At 44.2% G+C, this 19,555-nt stretch carries 20 protein-coding genes and 2 pseudogenes; 21 read left to right on the plus strand and 1 reads right to left on the minus strand.

Translation table 11 applies throughout. The features are described from left to right. The first annotated feature begins 3 nt into the window (after window positions 1-3). The 9 genes and pseudogenes from accC (at window position 4) to VZF35_RS21405 (ending at window position 7,388) form a co-directional block, all read left to right on the plus strand. A pseudogene (gene accC / locus VZF35_RS21365) lies at window positions 4-1,349 on the plus strand (acetyl-CoA carboxylase biotin carboxylase subunit). A 259-nt stretch (window positions 1,350-1,608) separates the two neighbouring features. After that, the gene (locus VZF35_RS21370; protein ID WP_407308310.1) at window positions 1,609-2,004 is read left to right on the plus strand and encodes an Asp23/Gls24 family envelope stress response protein; all 396 of its coding nucleotides are present in this window, start codon (window positions 1,609-1,611) and stop codon (window positions 2,002-2,004) included. A 51-nt stretch (window positions 2,005-2,055) separates the two neighbouring features. After that, on the plus strand, window positions 2,056-2,571 hold the full coding sequence (gene amaP / locus VZF35_RS21375; protein ID WP_407308312.1) for an alkaline shock response membrane anchor protein AmaP: 516 nt from the start codon (window positions 2,056-2,058) through the stop codon (window positions 2,569-2,571). Beyond that, complete coding sequence (locus tag VZF35_RS21380; protein WP_407308315.1) at window positions 2,568-2,816, plus strand: DUF2273 domain-containing protein; 249 nt, start codon at window positions 2,568-2,570, stop codon at window positions 2,814-2,816. Before amaP ends, VZF35_RS21380 begins: the two co-directional genes overlap by 4 nt. Before the next feature lie 11 nt (window positions 2,817-2,827). After that, window positions 2,828-3,298, plus strand: a complete 471-nt coding sequence (gene nusB, locus VZF35_RS21385; RefSeq protein WP_407308317.1) for a transcription antitermination factor NusB — start codon at window positions 2,828-2,830, stop codon at window positions 3,296-3,298. Between the two features lie 204 nt (window positions 3,299-3,502). Continuing rightward, the gene (locus VZF35_RS21390) at window positions 3,503-4,345 is read left to right on the plus strand and encodes a sulfide/dihydroorotate dehydrogenase-like FAD/NAD-binding protein (protein ID WP_407308319.1); all 843 of its coding nucleotides are present in this window, start codon (window positions 3,503-3,505) and stop codon (window positions 4,343-4,345) included. Continuing rightward, window positions 4,345-5,739 carry an NADPH-dependent glutamate synthase gene (gene gltA, locus VZF35_RS21395; protein WP_407308321.1) on the plus strand — a complete coding sequence of 465 codons (1,395 nt, stop codon included), beginning with the start codon at window positions 4,345-4,347 and terminating at the stop codon, window positions 5,737-5,739. Before VZF35_RS21390 ends, gltA begins: the two co-directional genes overlap by 1 nt. 162 nt (window positions 5,740-5,901) lie before the next feature. Next, window positions 5,902-6,753, plus strand: a complete 852-nt coding sequence (locus VZF35_RS21400) for a bifunctional 5,10-methylenetetrahydrofolate dehydrogenase/5,10-methenyltetrahydrofolate cyclohydrolase (protein WP_407308323.1) — start codon at window positions 5,902-5,904, stop codon at window positions 6,751-6,753. After that, window positions 6,753-7,388 carry a cyclodeaminase/cyclohydrolase family protein gene (locus VZF35_RS21405; protein WP_407308325.1) on the plus strand — a complete coding sequence of 212 codons (636 nt, stop codon included), beginning with the start codon at window positions 6,753-6,755 and terminating at the stop codon, window positions 7,386-7,388. The genes VZF35_RS21400 and VZF35_RS21405 overlap by 1 nt, the downstream gene beginning before the upstream one ends. 67 nt (window positions 7,389-7,455) lie before the next feature. Here the strand turns inward: VZF35_RS21405 and VZF35_RS21410 are convergent, their stop codons facing one another. Next, on the minus strand, window positions 7,456-7,641 hold the full coding sequence (locus VZF35_RS21410; protein WP_407308327.1) for a hypothetical protein: 186 nt from the start codon (window positions 7,639-7,641) through the stop codon (window positions 7,456-7,458). Between the two features lie 51 nt (window positions 7,642-7,692). Between VZF35_RS21410 and xseA the strand changes: the two are divergent. From xseA to spo0A, 12 genes and pseudogenes are all read left to right on the plus strand, one after another. Next, window positions 7,693-8,894, plus strand: a pseudogene (gene xseA, locus VZF35_RS21415) (exodeoxyribonuclease VII large subunit). A gap of 4 nt (window positions 8,895-8,898) precedes the next feature. Further along, the gene (xseB, locus tag VZF35_RS21420; RefSeq protein WP_407308329.1) at window positions 8,899-9,201 is read left to right on the plus strand and encodes an exodeoxyribonuclease VII small subunit; all 303 of its coding nucleotides are present in this window, start codon (window positions 8,899-8,901) and stop codon (window positions 9,199-9,201) included. 6 nt (window positions 9,202-9,207) lie between these two features. Further along, entirely contained in the window at window positions 9,208-10,074 is an 867-nt protein-coding gene (locus VZF35_RS21425; RefSeq protein ID WP_407308332.1) for a polyprenyl synthetase family protein, read from the plus strand. Between the two features lie 14 nt (window positions 10,075-10,088). Beyond that, window positions 10,089-10,529, plus strand: coding sequence for a divergent PAP2 family protein (locus tag VZF35_RS21430; RefSeq protein WP_407314775.1), 441 nt, complete (start codon window positions 10,089-10,091; stop codon window positions 10,527-10,529). 25 nt (window positions 10,530-10,554) lie between these two features. Next, complete coding sequence (locus tag VZF35_RS21435) at window positions 10,555-11,166, plus strand: hypothetical protein (RefSeq protein ID WP_407308334.1); 612 nt, start codon at window positions 10,555-10,557, stop codon at window positions 11,164-11,166. Next, window positions 11,141-13,027, plus strand: a complete 1,887-nt coding sequence (gene dxs, locus VZF35_RS21440; protein WP_407308336.1) for a 1-deoxy-D-xylulose-5-phosphate synthase — start codon at window positions 11,141-11,143, stop codon at window positions 13,025-13,027. Before VZF35_RS21435 ends, dxs begins: the two co-directional genes overlap by 26 nt. A 44-nt stretch (window positions 13,028-13,071) precedes the next feature. Further along, a complete protein-coding gene (locus VZF35_RS21445) occupies window positions 13,072-13,881 on the plus strand; it encodes a TlyA family RNA methyltransferase (protein ID WP_407308338.1) in 810 nt (269 codons plus the stop codon). Between the two features lie 3 nt (window positions 13,882-13,884). Beyond that, window positions 13,885-14,703, plus strand: a complete 819-nt coding sequence (locus tag VZF35_RS21450; RefSeq protein WP_407308341.1) for an NAD(+)/NADH kinase — start codon at window positions 13,885-13,887, stop codon at window positions 14,701-14,703. Between the two features lie 46 nt (window positions 14,704-14,749). Then, window positions 14,750-15,202 (plus strand): arginine repressor, encoded by a 453-nt coding sequence (gene argR / locus VZF35_RS21455; RefSeq protein WP_407308344.1) that lies wholly within the window; start codon window positions 14,750-14,752, stop codon window positions 15,200-15,202. A gap of 10 nt (window positions 15,203-15,212) precedes the next feature. Further along, the gene (gene recN, locus VZF35_RS21460; protein WP_407308346.1) at window positions 15,213-16,886 is read left to right on the plus strand and encodes a DNA repair protein RecN; all 1,674 of its coding nucleotides are present in this window, start codon (window positions 15,213-15,215) and stop codon (window positions 16,884-16,886) included. Between the two features lie 329 nt (window positions 16,887-17,215). Next, window positions 17,216-18,475: a SpoIVB peptidase gene (spoIVB, locus tag VZF35_RS21465; protein ID WP_407308348.1), complete on the plus strand. Its 1,260-nt coding sequence runs from the start codon at window positions 17,216-17,218 to the stop codon at window positions 18,473-18,475. A 200-nt stretch (window positions 18,476-18,675) separates the two neighbouring features. Beyond that, a complete protein-coding gene (gene spo0A, locus VZF35_RS21470) occupies window positions 18,676-19,500 on the plus strand; it encodes a sporulation transcription factor Spo0A (protein WP_407308350.1) in 825 nt (274 codons plus the stop codon). Window positions 19,501-19,555: the final 55 nt, after the last annotated feature.

Genomic DNA, 19,555 nt, shown 5'->3' on the forward strand with positions numbered 1-19,555 from the left:
TACATGTTTAAAAAAATCCTGATTGCCAACCGTGGAGAAATTGCTCTTCGCATCATTCGGGCATGTCGTGAGCTTGATATTGAGACTGTCGCAGTATTTTCTGAAGGAGATCGGGAGGCTTTGCATGTGAAGGCTGCTGATGAGGCAGTATGCGTTGGACCAGTAGCAAGTGCCAAGAGTTACCTGAATATTCCCAATATCATCAGTGCTGCAGAATTGACGGGGGTCGATGCTATCCATCCGGGATATGGTTTCTTGTCTGAAAATGCTCGCTTCGCTGAAATTTGCGAGTCATGTGGGATGACCTTTATTGGACCATCAGCTCAAGCTATTGAAACGATGGGAGATAAGGCTAAGGCTCGAAAAACAATGATTGAGTCCGGAGTCCCTGTCGTCCCGGGTCAAAAGATATTATTAAAGATGAACAAACGGCTGAGAAAGTTGCGGAAAGTATCGGATATCCGGTGCTGATTAAAGCGTCGGCTGGTGGTGGAGGCAAAGGGATGCGAGTTGCTCAAAATGTTAAGGAACTGAGCAAAGCGGTCCAAGCAGCTCAGAACGAAGCTCAGGCAGCTTTTGGCAATTCTGATGTTTACTTAGAAAAATACGTTGAGGAACCTAGGCATATTGAAATCCAAATCCTGGGTGATAAATATGGCCAAGTAGTGCATCTTGGGGAAAGAGATTGTTCTTTACAACGCCGTCATCAAAAGCTATTGGAAGAATCACCATCTGTTGCCTTGAGTCCGGAGCTAAGGGCTAAGATGGGTGCGGTAGCAGTCAAGGCTGCGAAATCAGCAAATTATTCGAGCGCGGGTACCATTGAATTTTTACTGGATCGCCATGGAAACTTTTACTTTATCGAAATGAACACCAGGATTCAGGTAGAGCACCCGGTCACTGAACTGGTAACTGGACTTGATTTGGTGAAGGAACAAATACGCTTAGCCGCCGGCGAGGCGTTAGGATATACTCAAGAGGATATCCAAATTCGTGGTTGGTCGATTGAGTGCAGAATCAATGCAGAAGATCCGGACAAAAACTTTATGCCTTCACCGGGCACTTTGAAAATTTATCATGCTCCCGGCGGCCCGGGTGTGCGGGTTGACAGTGCAGCATATCAGGGATATACTGTCTCACCTTATTATGACTCTATGGTCGGAAAGCTGATAGTTTGGGGTGCTACTCGAGACGAAGCCATCCAGAGAATGAAACGCGCTCTCGAAGAGTTTGTTATTGAAGGAATCCATACAACAATACCTTTTCATCTGAGAGTTTTAGAAAATGCTTTTTATCGTCGAGGGGAAGTTTACACAAATTTCATTCAACGTCGTATCCTCGGAGAGTAATTTAGATTTAATAGGTTGAAGAATTTTATAAGACAGCCAGTCACTTGATGGGGTGTTCGCAAAGATAAGTGGAATAATCTTTGCCAGAATGCCCTTGATTTGTTATAATAGCAACGATATAGTGGATGGATTGATGACATTGTAAGCTTTGAGCTAATCTTATCCAGGGGTTAGATGAGCGTTGTGCGATACTCCGACCTCGGACTTCGAACCTCAAATATCGAATTATCGAAGATCGATTTTAGTAGGAGGTGAGGAAATGGAAAGCTTGGGAACTGAGAACTCCCTTGGTTCTATTCGGATCGCCGATGAAGTTGTCGAAGTTATTGCTGGATTAGCGGCTTCTGAGGTCGAGGGTGTAGTTGGTATGAGCGGAGGTCTTGTGGGAGATCTTGCGCACATGTTAGGAAGAAATAAAAACCTCTCCAAAGGGGTCAAGGTTGAAGTTGGCGAACATGAGGTTGCTGTAGATCTCTTTATTGTGGTAGATTATGGCGTATCAATTCCTGATGTTGCCTTTAAGGTGCAAGAAGCAGTTAAGGAAGCCATTGAAAGCATGACGGGACTTAAAGTTGTTGAAGCTAATGTACATGTTCAAGGGGTTAATTTTAAACCTCTACCGGAAATCAAAGAGGAAGACTTCCGTCTGAAGTAGATTAGGCCCCCCCTGGAAATACCAGGGGGGGCTTCTGAAAGGAGGACGACAATGTTAGCCTTTACTTTGGGAGTTCTCATGGTTCTGGGGGCACTTTGGATATTTGCCATGGCCACAGGGTGGGGACTCCCTTATGCATTATTAATTAAAGGGATCGATTGGCTTAGATGGAATCCTTGGGATAGTCTAATTGTAGCCGTTTTATTGCTTTTGGGGGGACTGCTTCTTCTTGTACGACCGCGGGGAACTTCCAATCGAACGTTCCGAACCCCTTCTAGTGGAGGGGATGTGCGAATATCCCAGGAAGCTTTAGAAGAGATTATTGCCCGGAGCGCGACAACATTAACTGGTGTGATGCAGGTACAATCAAGTCTTCGGGAGCGTGAAGCAGGTCTGCAAATTACCGTATCATGTCAATATGAACAGGGGGTTCAAATACCTCAGATCTCTAAAGAACTGAAGGAGAAGGTAAAACAGGATGTTGAGCTCTATACCGGAATTATTGTAACAGAGGTGAAAGTGTTAGTGCGGCGTCTGGAAAAGGTGCACACGGCACGTGTTCGATGAGCAGTATTTGGCAGGGTATTGGAGAGAAGCTTTCCAGGTTTATTCTTTGGGCCTTGGAGCATCATCCTGGGAAATTTATTGGAACCTCTATCGGTTTTGTACTGGGATTATTAATGGTGACCCTCGGATTTTGGCGGACCATGGTTCTAGTCTTATTTGCTATTCTAGGATTTATTTTAGGTAAGCGCCAAGATGATCATCAGGATATTATTGCTTGGTTAGAAAAAAATATTAACAAGTACTAGGAGGAATTTCCTTGAGCCGAAGATTAGCTCGTGAAACGGCATTACAAGTGCTTTTCCAGAGGGATTTAACAAAAGAAACTCTGTCTACGAAGGGAGAAGTTCAGCGTTGGGCGGAAGAATTTAAAGTTCCCGAGGCCAGTAAAGCATTTGCCCAAGCACTTGTAGACGAGACAGTAGCCCATCTGGAGGAGATTGATAAGACTATAGCAACCTTCGCTCAAGACTGGGCAATTAAACGGATGGCCAATGTTGATCGCAACGTAATGCGTTTGGCTACCTACGAGATCCTTTTCCGCCCCGACATTCCTGGACGTGTAAGCCTTAATGAGGCTATTGAATTGGCCAAACGCTTCGGTGGAGAAGAATCGGCAAAGTTTGTTAACGGAATTCTTGATAGAATTGTGGACAGTGTGGCTAAAAACTCTGTTAATGTGGCCCTCGGATCTAACTCCGAGTCATCGAAGCCACAGAACAATGTCTAATTAATGGATAGGACATTTTAGTAAAATAAGAACATTTTTCTTGGATAAAACAATTATTAAGAGAATGTCAACGATAGTTTTTTCTAATTCTCTGATGTATTTAATTCTTTTAAATTTAATGTAATATTGTTGAAGGAAATCGCTCAAAGATCTCGAATAGTCATAAAATGCGAGCAAAATTACTGGACATTGAGGAGGAGTCAAATGTACCGGATCGTTAAAAAAAGACTCTTGGCACAGGGCATTGCCTTGCTGGAAGTCGAAGCGTCGGCCGTGGCTGCGAAAGTGGAGCCAGGCCAATTTGTAATTGTTCGTGTTGACGAGGTTGGTGAGCGAATTCCGCTCACTGTTATGGACTTTAATCGCGAAAAAGGCACAATTACAATTGTCGTCCAAGATGTCGGATACTCTTCGGCGATCATCACTAGGATGAACGAAGGGGATGAATTCCAAGATTTCGTGGGCCCTCTTGGAGTTGCTTCTGAAATCGAAAACTATGGAACGGTTGTATGTATTGGAGGGGGACTTGGTATTGCCCCGATCCATCCGATTGCTAGAGCATTAAAAGATGCGGGCAATCACGTAATTTCCGTTTTAGGCTCAAGGAGCGCAGATCTTCTGATATTGGAAGACGAAATGCGTGCTGTCAGTAGTGAGGTAGTTATTGCCACTAATGATGGTACTGCCGGGGTCAAAGGATTTGTAACAGATGGTCTGGCGAAAGTCTTAAACGAGGGGCATAAGGTTGCAGCCATTTGGGCAATTGGTCCGATGGTCATGATGAAGGCGGTTGTAGAATATACTCGGCCTTTAGGATTGAAAACAATTGTCAGTATGAACCCAATCATGGTGGATGGAACGGGTATGTGCGGTGCCTGCAGGATAAGTGTTGGCAACGAAACAAAGTTTGCCTGCGTTGATGGTCCTGAGTTTGATGGTCATTTAGTGGATTTCGACTTAGCAATGAAACGTCTCGCCTTTTATAAGGATGAAGAAAATCGTGCTAAGGCTCGTTTAGAATGTAATCATGAAGGAGGGCATCATTAATGGCAGCGAAAGTTAAAATCCCCCGTCACGAAATGCCCTGCCAAGATTCTAAGGTCAGAGCGCATAATTTTGAAGAGGTCGCTTTAGGTTATACTCGAGAAATGGCTGTTGAAGAAGCCCAGCGCTGCTTACAGTGCAAAAAGCCTTTATGCCGTACCGGTTGCCCAGTAGAAGTACTTATCCCTGATTTTATTAAACAAATCGCAGAGGAAAACTTCGAGGAAGCTGCCAGGGTTCTGAAAATAAAGAATTCCTTACCTGCTGTTTGCGGACGGGTTTGTCCTCAAGAATCCCAGTGCGAGAGCAAATGTATTTTGGGAATCAAGGGAGAGTCAGTGGCTATCGGTCGTCTTGAACGCTTTGCTGCAGACTTTGGTATGACATCGAAAAAAGCAGAAATAGAAAAAGTGGAACCGAGCGGTAAGCGAGTGGCTATTATAGGTGCTGGACCAGCAGGTTTGGCCTGTGCAGGGGATTTAGCCAAAGCCGGGCACGCTGTCACAGTTTTTGAAGCGCTGCACGTTGCGGGCGGAGTTCTGATGTATGGAATTCCTCAGTTCCGACTTCCTAAAGATATTGTGCAAGCAGAAATCGATACCTTGAAGCAGATGGGGGTTGAAATCCTCACTAACCAAGTTGTTGGTAAAGTAACCTCTGTGGATGAACTGATGGCAAAGGGCTATGATGCTGTGTTTATCGGCACTGGAGCTGGTCTTCCGTATTTCATGGATATTCCGGGTGAAAATCTGAATGGTGTGTATTCTGCGAACGAATTCCTGACCAGAACCAATTTAATGAAAGGGTATAAGTTCCCGGATTATGCGACCCCTGTTAAAGTAGGCAAGAACGTTGCAGTACTGGGTGCAGGCAATGTGGCCATGGACTCTGCACGTACAGCCTTACGGCTCGGCGCTGAGAATGTCTATATTATTTATCGCCGTTCACGTGATGAAATGCCAGCTCGGAAAGAAGAACTTGAACATGCTGAAGAGGAAGGTATCCAATTCCGACTTCTAACCAATCCGGTTTCTATTCAGGGAGATGAGCGTGGTTGGGTTAAGAGCTTAACCTGCTTACGCTATGAACTGGGAGAACCTGATGCTTCTGGACGGCGTGCTCCAGTGGCCATTCCCGGCTCGGAATTCGAGATTGAAATGGACACAGTCGTCGTGGCGATTGGTCAAGGCCCGAATCCTTTGGTGACCACCTCAACACCCGGTTTGGAGTTAAACAGACGGGGTAACATCGTCGCAGATTCGGAAAGCTTGATGACTTCGAAACCAGGTGTTTTTGCAGGTGGAGATATCGTCACGGGTGCAGCGACTGTAATTCTGGCGATGGGTGCTGGCAAAAAGGCCGCTGCTGGTATCGATGCCTATCTGAAAACAAAATAATTGATCTCTCTAGGCTGAATCTGGTTTGAGAAGAGCTGATTCAGCCTAAATTAAAACTAGAAATTTCAGTTTTTTAATAATCTTGAGACTAGTGGCTTAACTTATCTTGTCTTGTGATTGGCGGAACAAGGTGAATTATAATTCTGAAAGGAGTGTGTCAAATTGGCTCAGCTATTAGATGGAAAAGCAGTAGCAAAAGTTCTCAAAGAGGAAATTCGTGAGGAGATTGTTCAATGGAAAGAAAAAGGTGTACAGCCGAAGCTTGCCGTAATCTTAGTTGGGGATGATCCGGCTTCTGTGGTATACGCGCGTTCAAAGCAAAAAGTCAGTGAGAGTTTAGGTATGGCCTTTGAACTCTTTGTAATGCCAGGCAGTACACCCGAAACTGAAGTTCTGGCTCGGATTGAAACGCTGAATCAAGACCAGAATGTTCACGGAATTATGATTGAACTTCCGTTGCCCAAAGGTATTTCTAAGGAAAAAGTTATGGCGGCAGTTCGCCCGGATAAAGATGTTGATGGGGTACATCCCATTAATCGTGGGTATATACTAAGCGGTGAAGAAGGGTTATTCCCAGCGACACCGCAAAGTTGTATTGAGCTGCTTCTGCGCTCAGGCGTGCAAATTTCCGGAAAACATGTTGTTATTGTCGGCCGAGGAGAAACCGTTGGCAAGCCCTTAGTGTTTCTTATCCTAAAACATAATGCTACCGTTACGATTTGCCACTCCAAAACCCCAGATTTAGGAGCCTTTACTCGTCAGGCAGATATTTTGATTGCCGCAGTTGGGCGCGCCAAGCTGATCAAGAAAGAAATGATTAAACCAGGTGCCATTGTTGTTGATGCAGGAATCAATGAAACTCCGGAAGGAATTTGTGGGGACGTAGATTTTGAAGCTGCTCAAGACGTCGCTGAATTGATCTCACCTGTTCCAGGCGGAGTTGGTTCACTAACGACTGCTTTAATTATGCGCAACGTTCTCAAAGGTATCGTGTTGCAGGGAGGGAAACGGTAATGGATTCAAATCAAATATGGCAATGGACCACTGAAGAATTCCTGACGGTATCAGCCAGCTCCTCGCCAACGCCGGGTGGCGGAAGCGTTTCCGCGTATGTTGGGGCGCTCGCAGCCTCGATGACTTGTATGGTTGCTAATTTGACGATTGGAAAAGAAAAGTACAAAGAGGTAGAACCAAAGGTTAAAGAGATCCTGGCACAGGCAGACATGGTATTGGACCTACTGAAAAAGGGACTCAGCCAAGATATTGCGGAATTCTCCAATTTCATGGCCGTCTTAAAATTACCCAAAGAAACCGAAGAGGAAAAAACGGTTCGGGCTGGTAAGCTCCAAGAAGTCTTGGTTTCTGCCACAAACACACCCCTGGGGATTGCCCAAAATTGTTTCAAAGTTCTGCAATTGGCTCAGGAATTAGCTCCTATAGGAAATAAAGGGGCTATCAGCGATGTAGGCGTTGCTGCTTATTTAGCGGAAAACGCTCTGAAATCAGCGATGCTCAGTGTCGACATTAATCTTCCCCAGATTAAAGATCAAGGCTATCAGGAAAAAGTTAAGACCGAACGGACAAGATTGTTCGAACAGGCCGCAGCGATTTGCGCTGAAACTGTTGGAGTTGTACAAAGCAGACTTTAAGATCAATTTTAGATCGAAGACTCGTTGAAGTAAGGGCAAGGAATAAGTTCCTTGCCCTTTTTTTGTACTAATCAGAAAGTATAACTTTGTTGTATACTTTCTGAAGCATATGGGCAACTAAGGCAGCCGCCTTCGCTAAGGCTAACAAGTGCGAAGACAGTGTCTTCGAAGCGCCAGCCAAGTTTTCTTTAGAAAATTTTCTGCGAAAGAGGAGCTTTGACTCCGGCTTAGACGAAGAATCTCCTCCTTCCAAGCTTGACTCCAGCCAGATTTCTAATGGTATAATAGGCAAGAGGTGAAGGCTGTGCCCAAAATATGGTCGGTGTCAGAGCTTGTTGGTCAAATTAGCCAAGTCCTACAGGAGCATATGGATTTTCAAAATTGTTGGATTAGCGGTGAACTTTCTAATTTTAAAAATCATCGAGCCTCAGGACACTGGTATTTTACTCTGAAGGACGAGCAATCAAGTCTTAAAGGAGTTATGTTTAAGAGTCGATCCGAACGCGTTCGTTTTGTTCCGACAGATGGCTTGAAGGTCATAACACGTGGCAATATTCGTATTTACGAGCGTGAGGGAACGATTCAATTTTACGCCGAAGAGATGGAACCAAGTGGGCTTGGCCAACTCTACTTAGCCTTTGAACAGCTTAAAAAAAAGCTCGCTGCGGAAGGACTGTTTGATTCCGAACGAAAAAAGAGATTCCACGTTATCCCCGAAGTATTGGGATCGTTACAAGTCCGACTGGAGCTGTCATTCGAGATATTATTAATGTCGTGGGGCGTCGCCATCCGAACATGTCCTGGGTTTTGGCCCCAGCAGCAGTACAGGGGGAAACGGCATCAAGAGAAATCTCCGAAGCAATTGATCGCCTGAATCGCTCGGACGCTGTCGATGTTATTATAGTTGGTCGTGGAGGAGGGTCTTTAGAAGAACTATGGGCCTTTAATACGGAAATAGTTGCCAGGGCGATTGCCGCTTCAAGAATACCTATCATTTCGGCTGTAGGGCACGAAACGGACGTAACTATTGCAGATTATGCAGCGGATTTGCGAGCACCAACTCCTTCAGCGGCCGCTGAACTAGCGGTCCCCATACTCAGCGATTTACAGTTCCAAGTGGACCAATTTCGCGCCCGATTAGCAGGTGCTTTAGAGTCCCAGATCGAGCGGAAGCGCCAACGTCTTGAAGGAATTGCCAATAAAGGGCCTCTTAAAGATCCGTTTTGGAGAATAGATCAGAACCGTCAACGTTTGGATGCACTTCATATGCGCCTCCAAGAGGGTATGACTAGATTTGTCGATGATAAAAATGGTATACTAAATCTATTGGCCGCGAAATTGAATTTATTAAGTCCGCTGACAATTTTAGGTCGCGGCTATTCATTAGTTTACAATGAGGAAGGACATCTTCTTCGTTCCGTTGAGAATGTCGAGCTGCTGCAACAGATCTGCGTTCAGTTAAATGAGGGACGCCTGCGTTGTCAAGTAACAGAGAAGGAGATTTAATCAAATGATTAATGAAGAATGGTTAGAGAACCTTTTCTCTGAAGGTTCGTTGGGTCATGTTAACAGACAAGAAAAGCCATCGATTTCCCTGGAAGAAGGCTTTGAGCAATTGGAGACTATTGTCAAAGCGCTTGAACAAAAAGATCTTCCTTTAGAAAAGGCTTTGGATTATTTTAAGGTGGGTGTTACTCTCGTCCAGCATTGTTCAGCGGTATTAAATCAGGCGGAAAAGCAGATGCAAGTCTTGCTTGAAGCTCCCGATGGACAATTGCAATTTAATCCTATAAGTTTTGAAGTGAAAGGGTGAAGATCTGTGTTCAAAGAAACCCTTCAACGTTATATCTCCATGATTGAGCAATATATTGCCCAAATATCGTGGGGGAAGGATAGTTTAAGTGAGAGCATGTCTTATTCACTGGTCGGCGGAGGCAAACGCATTCGGCCGGTGTTAGCCTTGGCATCGGCGGAAACTATGGGCGGTAACCCTGAAAAGATTTTACCCGCTGCTGCAGCTTTAGAATTGATTCATACCTATTCTTTAATTCATGATGACTTACCGGCTTTGGATAATGACGACTATCGAAGGGGAAGATTATCAAATCATAAAGTATTTGGAGAGGCTAACGCAATTTTAGCCGGAGATGGTTTGTTGACGTACGCTTTTGAATTCTTGGCGGATCCAACTCTCGGACAGCCGGAACAACAGCTACGAGTCGTTCGAGAAGTTGCTGTGGCTGCAGGAAAGAGCGGAATGGTGGGAGGACAAGTTTTGGACCTTGCCGGTGAAGGAAAGCAACTTTCCCTTGAAGAGATTGAAGAAATACATAAAGGCAAAACGGGGGCTTTATTAACGGTTTCTGCGCGACTCGGCGGAATTTTAGCGGGCGGTACAGAGTCAGAGATTGAAGCCTTGACCGATTACGCTCAGGCTTTGGGATTAGCGTTCCAAATTAAAGACGACATTTTAGACGTCGTAGGAGACAGTGAGACTCTCGGTAAGCCAGCCGGCAGTGACCTTCGGCAAGGAAAATCAACTTATGTTTCTTTACTTGGACTTGAAGAGGCAACCCGGCAGTTGCATTTTCAAATTCAGAAAGCTCAATCTGCTTTAAAATTGTTGGATAAAAATTCAGCTTTTTTAAGTGAACTTGCTGTTTATATAGAACAACGCCAGCATTGAAAGAGGTTGTTACTATGCCAATTTTCCCGGGGATTTTCTATAATGCAATTCTTGTTTCAGCTGTAACAGCTTGGCTTATCGCCCAACTTCTGAAAGTTGCTGTAAGCCTTATTGTGGCCCGGAAGCTTAATCCCCAATTAATATTTAGCTCCGGTGGTTTTCCAAGTTCTCACTCGGCATCCGTAAGTGCGTTAGCCTTGGGGATTGGGAAATATTACGGATGGAATTCTCCCATATTTGCAGTTTCGGCTGTCTATGGTATGGTTGTATTATATGATGCAGCGGGAGTACGGCGAGCAGCGGGCAAGCAGGCTGAGGTTCTCAATCAGCTGGTCGAACGTTTTTCTCAAGGGTCTGATCTCGCTCAAGAACGCCTAAAAGAGCTGATTGGCCATACTCCGTTCGAGGTCTTTGGAGGGGTCATCGTGGGGATTATCGTGGGGCTTCTGATCTAAGTTTGGTGAGGAGGTTTACGAATCATTGGTTCGCAAACGTAAAAGCTGGAAACATCTTAGCTTTGTTTTTGTTGGAAGCTTTTTGATCGCAGCTATCGTTGGAATTGGTTCAGAGTTGTTGATGCGCAAGACAGCGTCGTTGTGGGTTGCCATGGTTTTACTCTTGACTGTCATCGGGGTGCATATTTTTTTTGATGTTATAGGAATCGCAGCGACAGCCGCTCAGGAAGCACCTCATCATGCCAGAGCAGCGAATCGAGTCAGGGGCGCACGCCAAACGGTTTATCTAGTGCGGCATGCTGATCTGGTTGCAAATATGGCGAATGATGTTGTGGGTGATGTCACAGGGACACTAAGTGGAGTTTTGGCCGCAGCGATTGTCATAGATATTGTTCGGTTATATCCGTCCTTGGGAACCAATGAAATTTGGGTAACTTCGATGATATTGGCTTTGGTTGCGTCGATAACTGTTACAGGTAAAGCCATAGGAAAATCTCTGGCTATCCAAGAAGCCAACGAAGTTATTGCCTGGGTCGGGAGCATTATTGCTGCTTTCGAACAAATTACAGGGTGGAACCTGATTGGACCGAAGAAACGAGGGGGCAAAAGGGATGGGACTACTCGAAAAAATTCATGATCCTAAGGACTTACGAGCCCTAGGCATGACCGAACTTAAAAATCTTGCTCAAGAGATTCGGCAGCAGATGATTGAGGTGGTCTCTAAAAATGGTGGGCATTTGGCGCCGAATCTTGGAGTTGTGGAACTAACCATAGCCTTGCACAGGATTTTTGACAGTCCTCAAGACAAGATTGTTTGGGATGTTGGTCATCAGACCTATGTCCATAAATTATTAACAGGTCGTATGGATCGATTTTATTCTCTACGCCAATATCAAGGTTTGTCCGGTTTCCCCAAACGGTCGGAAAGTGCTCATGATTGCTTTGAAACAGGTCATTCAAGTACCTCTATTTCCGCAGCAGTGGGCTTTGCTAAAGCTCGGGATGTACTTGGCGAACATCACCATGTCGTCGCCGTGATCGGAGATGGCGCCATGACCGGCGGCATGGCCTATGAAGCCTTAAATCACGCCGGACATAATGAAACCAATATGATTGTTGTTCTAAACGATAATGAAATGTCCATTTCTCCAAATGTAGGCGCTATGTCTTCTTATCTCAATAGACTAAGAACTGATCCTCTTTATGACAAACGTAAAGAAGAAATTGAAGAGTTGTTGAAACGTATTCCAGGAATCGGCTCTAAGGTTGCTAAAATGGTTGCCAAGGCTAAAGACAGCCTGAAATATCTTTTGGTCCCAGGATTAATTTTTGAAGAATTGGGATTCACCTATTTAGGCCCAATTGATGGTCATGATCAAGCCTTATTGGAAGAAGTTTTAGATCAGGCTAAACACAAAAATGGGCCGGTGCTTGTTCATGTGTTGACCTGCAAAGGAAAAGGATTCAAACCCGCAGAGGAGAACCCGGACATCTTCCATGGAGTGGGTCCATTTGACCCCGACACCGGAAAGATCATTAAAAAATCAGCACCTCCGACATACACGGCAGTATTCGGAGATACTCTCAGTACCCTGGCGAAGGATAATCCTAACATTGTGGCCATCAGTGCTGCTATGCCGAGCGGAACAGGTCTTAATGCCTTTGCTAAACAGTTTCCCGAACGGTTTTTTGATGTCGGTATAGCTGAACAACATGCTGTAACCTTTGCTGCCGGCTTAGCTTTCGGTGGACTAAAGCCGGTTGTAGCCATTTATTCTACGTTTTATCAAAGGGCTTATGACCAAGTTCTTCATGACGTTTGCCTGCAAAATGCTAATGTCGTCCTAGCAATCGATCGGGCTGGAGTTGTCGGGGATGACGGGCCCACCCATCATGGAGTTTTCGATATCTCCTTTTTCAGGATTATTCCGAACCTAGTTTTCATGGCCCCTAAGGATGAGAATGAGCTGCGCCATATGCTTTATACGGCAATCCAGCAGGATGGTCCAGTCGCCATACGTTATCCAAGATCAGCTGGGCAGGGTGTTTCAATGGAGGAACCCTTACAGAAGCTTCCCCTTGGGAAAGCTGAAGTGTTGCGAGATGGGAAAGACGTGGCTCTTATTGGGATTGGCCCGATGGTTCAACTTTGCCTTTCAGCGGCTCAGGAATTGAGGCACCGCGGAATTGATGCTGCGGTGATTAACTTGCGCTTTATTACTCCTCTTGATCGGGAATTGCTGTTGCATTATGCGCGTTTAACGAAGCGTTTTGTTACTGTAGAGGACCATGTTCTAAAAGGTGGTATGGGCAGCGCCATCCTAGAACTTTTGGAAGAGGAAGGGGTAGAAGGAGTAAGTATCGAACGTTTGGGTTATTCTGGTTTTGTAGAACAAGGTTCGATTCCCCAACTACATATGGCCCAGGGGCTGTCGGTAAAAGGAATTATACAGGCCACAGAGCGTTTAAAGTTAGTCCGCCGCATTGCGCAATCCTAGGAGAAAGTGTCCGATGGGCAGATGAAGGGACGGAAGGAATACCATTGTCTAAAGGAAAAGAACGCGTTGATGTTCTGATGGTGAGAAATGGATTAACAACAAGCCGAGAGAAAGCGAAAGCCATGATCATGGCTGGGATTGTGTTTGTCAGCGGACAACGTGTGGATAAACCTGGGGTAGAATTACCTGATGAGGTCTTGATCGAACTAAAAGGAGAAACCCTGCCTTACGTTTCGAGAGGTGGACTGAAACTTGCTAAAGCCGTTGAAGTGTTTTCTCTTCAATTTGAGGATCAAGTTGTTGTCGATATCGGGGCCTCAACGGGTGGTTTTACAGATTGTGTTTTGCAAAATGGAGCGAAACGCGTTTACGCAGTGGACGTTGGGTATGGACAGTTGGACTGGAAGCTTAGAACCGACCCTCGAGTTATCTCCATGGAACGGGTAAATGCTCGCTATTTAGCTAAAGATTCTTTACCAGAAGCCGTGGATTGGGTTGTTTCCGATGTAGCATTCATTTCAATTACCAAAATATTTCCGGCGATGCGAGAAATTTTAAAGGATCATGGTCAGGTGCTCACCCTAATAAAGCCTCAATTTGAAGCTGGAAGAGAGCATGTAGGCAAAAAGGGTGTCGTTAAAGATATCATGGTACATAGACAAGTTCTTCAGAATGTCCTTAGTCAAGCCGAAGGTTTTGGGTTCCAAGTATTGGGCTTAGATTATTCGCCAATTCGTGGTCCAGAAGGAAATATCGAATATTTGGCCTGGCTTAAGTTAATGTCCCCGTTAGGGATAGATTGGCAGAATGAGCTTGAGCTTCTCGTTGATCATGCTCAGAAAGAGACGGAATGATAAATGGAAAGAGTCGTGGGTTTATGGCTCAATAAGAGTAAATCAGAAGCCACAGCATTAGCCGATGAGATAAAACACTGGTTTCAAAAACGTAACTGGATGGTTTTATCACAGTGGCAAGATATCGTTGAGCATCGAACGCCTTTTTTGATTTCTTTAGGAGGAGATGGGACTCTTCTGCAAGCAGCTCGCGAAGGGGCGCCGTACGGGATTCCGGTCCTGGGTGTGAATTTTGGCCGCCTGGGATTTCTCTGTGAAATTGAAAAAGTTGATGTGTTTGAGGCACTGGAAAAGGTCCTCAACGGGGAATATCAAATTCAAGAACGTTTAATGTTACAAGCCGTAGTTAATAGAAACCAAGCTGAGGATTGCTTGCAAATGGCTTTAAATGATGTTGTTTTCTTTCGGGAGGGAAGGGAAGGGGTCATCACTCTCCAAGCAAATCTTTCTGGGGAACCTTCGGTGAGTTATCCAGCAGATGGCTTGATAGTAGCAACTCCCACGGGTTCTACAGCTTATTCCCTTTCTGCTGGCGGCCCGATTCTGAGTCCTAACGTCCAAGCGGTCTTACTAACCCCTTTAGCTGCTCACACATTATCCGCTCGACCTCTGCTTGTTTCAGATCAGGAAGAGATCCAAATCTTTTTATCAAGCGGAGATCAGTGTGTTGTAAGTTTCGATGGGCGAAACAGCATTACACTTCATTCTGGAGAGTCGGTAACCATTAAAAAGGCATCCATTCGAGCAAAGCTTATTCGCTTGGGAAATCGAAGCTTTACCCAAGTGGTTCGAGAAAAGCTAAGAGATCGTTGGCATGAGTGAAGAACCATAGACTATCGAAAAGGGAATTAAGACAGGAGGCCTGTGCATGAAAGCTCGTCGCCAGATGAAAGTTCAAGAAATTATCACCAAGGAGATTATTCGTACTCAGGAAGACCTTGCCGATAAATTACATCTAGCCGGCTTTGATGTCACTCAGGCAACGGTCTCTCGAGATATTAAGGAAATGGGTTTAATAAAAATCCCCACAGCAGATGATGATTATCGCTACGCGATTCCCACAGAAGTACATCCGATGAATCTCCAAGATCGTCTTAAGCGCCTATTGCGTGAAACTGTGATCTCTATAAACGATACGGAAAGTCTTATTGTGATTCGAACGATTCCAGGAAATGCTCATGCCCTGGCTGCAGTCATGGACAATACCAATTGGGACGAGGTTATAGGAACTGTGGCAGGGGACGATACAATACTTCTGGTTATTAAGCCTAAAGAAGCTGTTACAACTGTCCTGGAACGGATGACTACCTTGCTTGGATAGGAGGGAGACTATGATTGAGGAGTTGCATGTCGAAAATTTCGGTCTGATGGAAGATGTTCGCTTAACCTTTGAACAAGGCTTGACAGTATTTACTGGGGAAACTGGGGCCGGAAAATCAATGCTGATCGATGCCTTGGGAGTACTATTAGGTGGACGCGCGAGCTCAGAGCTTATTCGGCATGGCGAGAAACAGGCCAAAATTGAAGGGATTTTCCAAGATCTAGCGCCTGAATGCCTATTGAGACTGGAAGCCGCTGGCTACCCAGTGGAAGAAGGTCAGCTGTTTCTTTACCGAGAAATGAATTCCTCAGGTAAGAACCTTTGCCGTGTTCAAGGACGGACGATCCCTTTGACTCTTTATCGTTCGCTCTGTGAAGGGCTGGTGGATATTCATGGCCAAATTGAACATTTGTCGCTCTTTAATTCAGATACTCACCGTGCACTTCTAGATGCCTTAGGTGGTCTTCAAGATGAGCTTAACTCAGTAAATGATGTGGCAAAGTCTTTTCAGGCGATCCTTCGCAATGAACGAAAACTATCTATTTCCGAAGAGGATCGCCTTAAGAGGGAAGAAATCTTACGTTATCAAATTGAAGAAATTAATAACATTAATCCTCTTCCGGGTGAAGAAGAGGAACTTCTGCAGGAAAAGAAGCGCCTAAGCAACGCGGAACGTATTACAAATCTCGTGAGTGAAGCTTATAGTTCTCTCTATGAAGGATCTGCGGGGAAGCTTGCAGCTATTGATCTGTTGGCCCAAGCGTTAAAAGCGCTTCAGGAGCTGGCTCGTTGGGATGAGGAGTTTAATCTTTCTGAATCTATGGAGTCAATCTACTATGCGGCAGAAGATTTATCCAATCAAGTTCGAATATATAAAGATAACTTAGAATTCGAACCAGGAAGGTTGGATCAAATTGAAGAGCGTCTAGTCCAACTAACGAAGCTTCGAAAGTACGGATCAACTCTGGAGGAAGTTTTAACGAAACGAGTTGAGCTGCTTCAAGAAATGGATCAAATAACTCATTTCCAAGAGCAGTTTGAGGAAATCCAAAAAGAAAAAGAAAAAGTCCATCAAACCTATGCAGCGGCGGCGAAAGAACTTAGCTTGAAAAGACGAGACATCGCGGAACGTATTGAGAAGGGATTATCCCTTGAACTTGCCGATCTAGGCTTAGAGAGAAGCCGTTTTGAAGTGAGGTTTATGCCAAACGATGAACCTACATTATATGGAGCAGAAACCATCGAATTTTATTTCTCAGCAAATCCGGGAGAGCCTCCTAAACCATTGGCTAAAGTTGCTTCAGGGGGGGAAATGTCTCGCCTTATGTTGGCTTTAAAAAGCTTGCTGGCAAAGGTGGAATCAGTAGGGACTTTTATTTTCGATGAGGTAGACAGTGGAGTTGGAGGAAGGACTATCCACAAAGTGGGTGAAAAACTCGCTAAAATTGCTCATAACAAACAAGTTTTTTGTATTACTCATGCGGCACAGGTGGCAGCGTTTGCCGATGTCCATTATGGTATTGTTAAAGACGTTAATAATGACAGGACGCGAACTATGGTGGAACCTTTATCGGAAGAGGATCGGCTGGAGGAGTTGGCCAGAATGCTCGGAGGCGGAGAAGCCGACATTACCCGACAACACGCTCGTGAATTATGGGAGCGTTCTAGACGTCATGGCTCGTGAAATCGAGACTACTTGCTGCAGGTGCATGAACCTGAAGATTGGACGATTTATAAAACTCGACGCCCTTTGTGATCCTGAGGGATGCTTGGGATAAAGAAAGGGTCTTTAATAAAATAAAATTTTTTAGGTTTTTAAAGACTGCTTTAAGCAGTCTTTATTATTTTTGTCTTGGTTGCCAATGTTTTTAAAAATATGGAATGAAATTTACAGGATGAAACACGAGAGATTTGGATAATTTAAGATTAGAATTCACTTCAAATCATTAAAACACTCTAAAACGAGGAAAAAGGAAGAAAAATGGGGAGACTAGAGTGGAGGGTGATAAGAGAGTGAGAATAAGGAGAATCTTTGTTTTATTCAGTCTCATGTTCTGCACCTTCCTTTGCCTGAATCCTAGTTTTCAACAGTTGGTGGAGTTTCCTGAGCAAAATCTAGTTCAACTTAATCAAACAGAGCCTCAATTTACTGGTTTTTGGTCAAAAATCGTGAAGGAAGAAAAAGTTATATCCAATCCAACAATTTCAGTCTCTTCAGGTTTGAATTCCGACCTATCGGAAAAATTAGATGTTGTTTATAAACTATTTGGTATTTTTCCGATAAGATCTGGTGAGATCGAAGTTATGTCTCCAATGAAATTAATTCCGGGCGGACAATCCATTGGTGTTTCGTTGCAGACAAAAGGGGTTTTGGTAGTTGGTCAAGCACCTGTCGTTGACCAAAACGGACGAAAAGTATATCCAGCAAAAGAGGCCGGCATCGAAGTAGGAGACATTCTCTTGAAAATTGACAATCAAGAAGTTCGTACCGATCAAGATGTTTCTAATGCAGTTCATTTAGCAGGGGAACAAAAAGGTCAAGCAGATGTTCTTTTCAAACACCAAGATCAGATTTTGGAGAAGGTTATCAAACCAGTATTTTGTACTGAAACCGGACGCTATAGAATGGGGCTATTTGTGAGGGATGAAGCTGCAGGTGTTGGCACACTTTCTTTTATTGATCCCATAACAAAACAATACGGTGCCCTAGGACATGTAATCACAGATGCTGATACGAACCAGAAAATTGAGGTGTATAACGGAAAAATTATGGCCTCAACAATTTATGCTATTGAAAAAGGGAAACGTGGACATCCAGGCGAGAAAATCGGATCTTTCGTTACGAATTCTCCATTTTCAGGGACCATCGAGAAGAATACCCTGACAGGTATTTTTGGTAAAATCAATGGTCAAATAGCCAACCCATTTTATAAAGAGCCGATCCCAGTAGGATGGGAAACTGAAGTAAAAACCGGTCCCGCCAAAATTTATACGGTAATACAAGGGGAAAAAGTTGAAGAATTTGATGTGAATATTGATAGAATCATGCATAATCGTACGGACAGTAAGAATATGATTGTGCGAGTAACTGATCCCCGGCTTCTTGAAGCTACAGGTGGTATCATACAAGGAATGAGTGGAAGCCCAATTATTCAAAACGGAAAAATAATCGGGGCAATTACTCACGTTTTTGTCAATGACAGTCAACGGGGTTATGGAGTATTTATCCAAAATATGATTAGTGAAGGTATCGATAGAAAGCAAGCTGCCTAAGTTTTTTAAAAGGAAGTGACGGTTAAAGTCACTTCCTTTGCTATCTTTTTGTATAAATGGGAATGAGATGTGGGGGAGTTGATTTGGGGACTCGACATAAGCTGAATTAAAAAGTAGGATTTCTGCTATATAAAAGAAGGAGTATGGGAAACAATTGTCGAAATTATAAATCGATATCTAGAATGAGGAGGATCCTGGGAATGCAAAGGCCTATACGAGTCTTACTAGCAGATGACAACCGGGAATTTGTAGAGATTGTTAAAGAATTTATTGAGCGGCAAGAAGATATGAGCCTGGTGGGGGTTGCGTATCATGGAAATGAGGCTCTTGAATTAATTGCACGTGAAGAACCACATGTAGTACTTTTGGACATAATTATGCCACATTTAGATGGTCTAGGGGTTCTGGAGAAGCTTCAAAACGTAAGCCTTAGACCAAAAATTATTATTTTAACAGCTTTTGGTCAAGAATCAATGACTCAACGTGCAGTAAACCTCGGAGCTAACTATTACATACTTAAACCGTTCGATTTGGATACTCTTGGAAAGCGTATTCGTCAATTACAAGATGATTTCCCTGACCCATTGAATTCTGCCCAGATTTCGAATACGGCCTCCAATAATAAAACGATAACAAATAACCCGGTTCCAACCAGTATTCTTCCACCCACTTCTAAAAATCTTGAGGTTGAAGTTACACGCATGATTCATCAAATGGGAGTGCCGGCCCATGTTAAAGGATATCAGTATTTAAGAGACGCCATAGTCAGTGTTGTTATTGATGTCTCCCTGCTTGGCGCGGTTACTAAAGAGCTCTATCCGATGATCGCAGAGAAATACCAGACCACTCCCAGCCGTGTAGAAAGGGCAATTCGTCATGCTATTGAATTGGCCTGGGATCGGGGAAATGTGGATTTCATGAATCGATTTTTTGGCTATACGATTAACATCGACCGAGGCAAGCCTACAAATTCGGAATTTGTGGCGATGGTTGCTGACAAACTGCGGATGTCCATCATGTATTAAACATATATAATTAATTTTGCTGTGAAGAGGACGGTTTTAAACCGTCCTTTTATGA

Origin of the sequence: Desulfosporosinus paludis, from assembly GCF_045689965.1 — a bacterium.
Classification (GTDB): domain Bacteria; phylum Bacillota; class Desulfitobacteriia; order Desulfitobacteriales; family Desulfitobacteriaceae; genus Desulfosporosinus; species Desulfosporosinus paludis.

What these genes read in the sequence shown, in the direction of transcription:
- VZF35_RS21370 (WP_407308310.1), top strand. Translation starts at nt 1,609, where the DNA reads ATGGAAAGCTTGGGAACTGAGAACTCCCTTGGTTCTATTCGGATCGCC.
- amaP (WP_407308312.1), top strand. Translation starts at nt 2,056, where the DNA reads ATGTTAGCCTTTACTTTGGGAGTTCTCATGGTTCTGGGGGCACTTTGG.
- VZF35_RS21380 (WP_407308315.1), top strand. Translation starts at nt 2,568, where the DNA reads ATGAGCAGTATTTGGCAGGGTATTGGAGAGAAGCTTTCCAGGTTTATT.
- VZF35_RS21390 (WP_407308319.1), top strand. Translation starts at nt 3,503, where the DNA reads ATGTACCGGATCGTTAAAAAAAGACTCTTGGCACAGGGCATTGCCTTG.
- gltA (WP_407308321.1), top strand. Translation starts at nt 4,345, where the DNA reads ATGGCAGCGAAAGTTAAAATCCCCCGTCACGAAATGCCCTGCCAAGAT.
- VZF35_RS21405 (WP_407308325.1), top strand. Translation starts at nt 6,753, where the DNA reads ATGGATTCAAATCAAATATGGCAATGGACCACTGAAGAATTCCTGACG.
- xseB (WP_407308329.1), top strand. Translation starts at nt 8,899, where the DNA reads ATGATTAATGAAGAATGGTTAGAGAACCTTTTCTCTGAAGGTTCGTTG.
- VZF35_RS21430 (WP_407314775.1), top strand. Translation starts at nt 10,089, where the DNA reads ATGCCAATTTTCCCGGGGATTTTCTATAATGCAATTCTTGTTTCAGCT.
- dxs (WP_407308336.1), top strand. Translation starts at nt 11,141, where the DNA reads ATGGGACTACTCGAAAAAATTCATGATCCTAAGGACTTACGAGCCCTA.
- VZF35_RS21450 (WP_407308341.1), top strand. Translation starts at nt 13,885, where the DNA reads ATGGAAAGAGTCGTGGGTTTATGGCTCAATAAGAGTAAATCAGAAGCC.
- argR (WP_407308344.1), top strand. Translation starts at nt 14,750, where the DNA reads ATGAAAGCTCGTCGCCAGATGAAAGTTCAAGAAATTATCACCAAGGAG.
- recN (WP_407308346.1), top strand. Translation starts at nt 15,213, where the DNA reads ATGATTGAGGAGTTGCATGTCGAAAATTTCGGTCTGATGGAAGATGTT.
- spo0A (WP_407308350.1), top strand. Translation starts at nt 18,676, where the DNA reads ATGCAAAGGCCTATACGAGTCTTACTAGCAGATGACAACCGGGAATTT.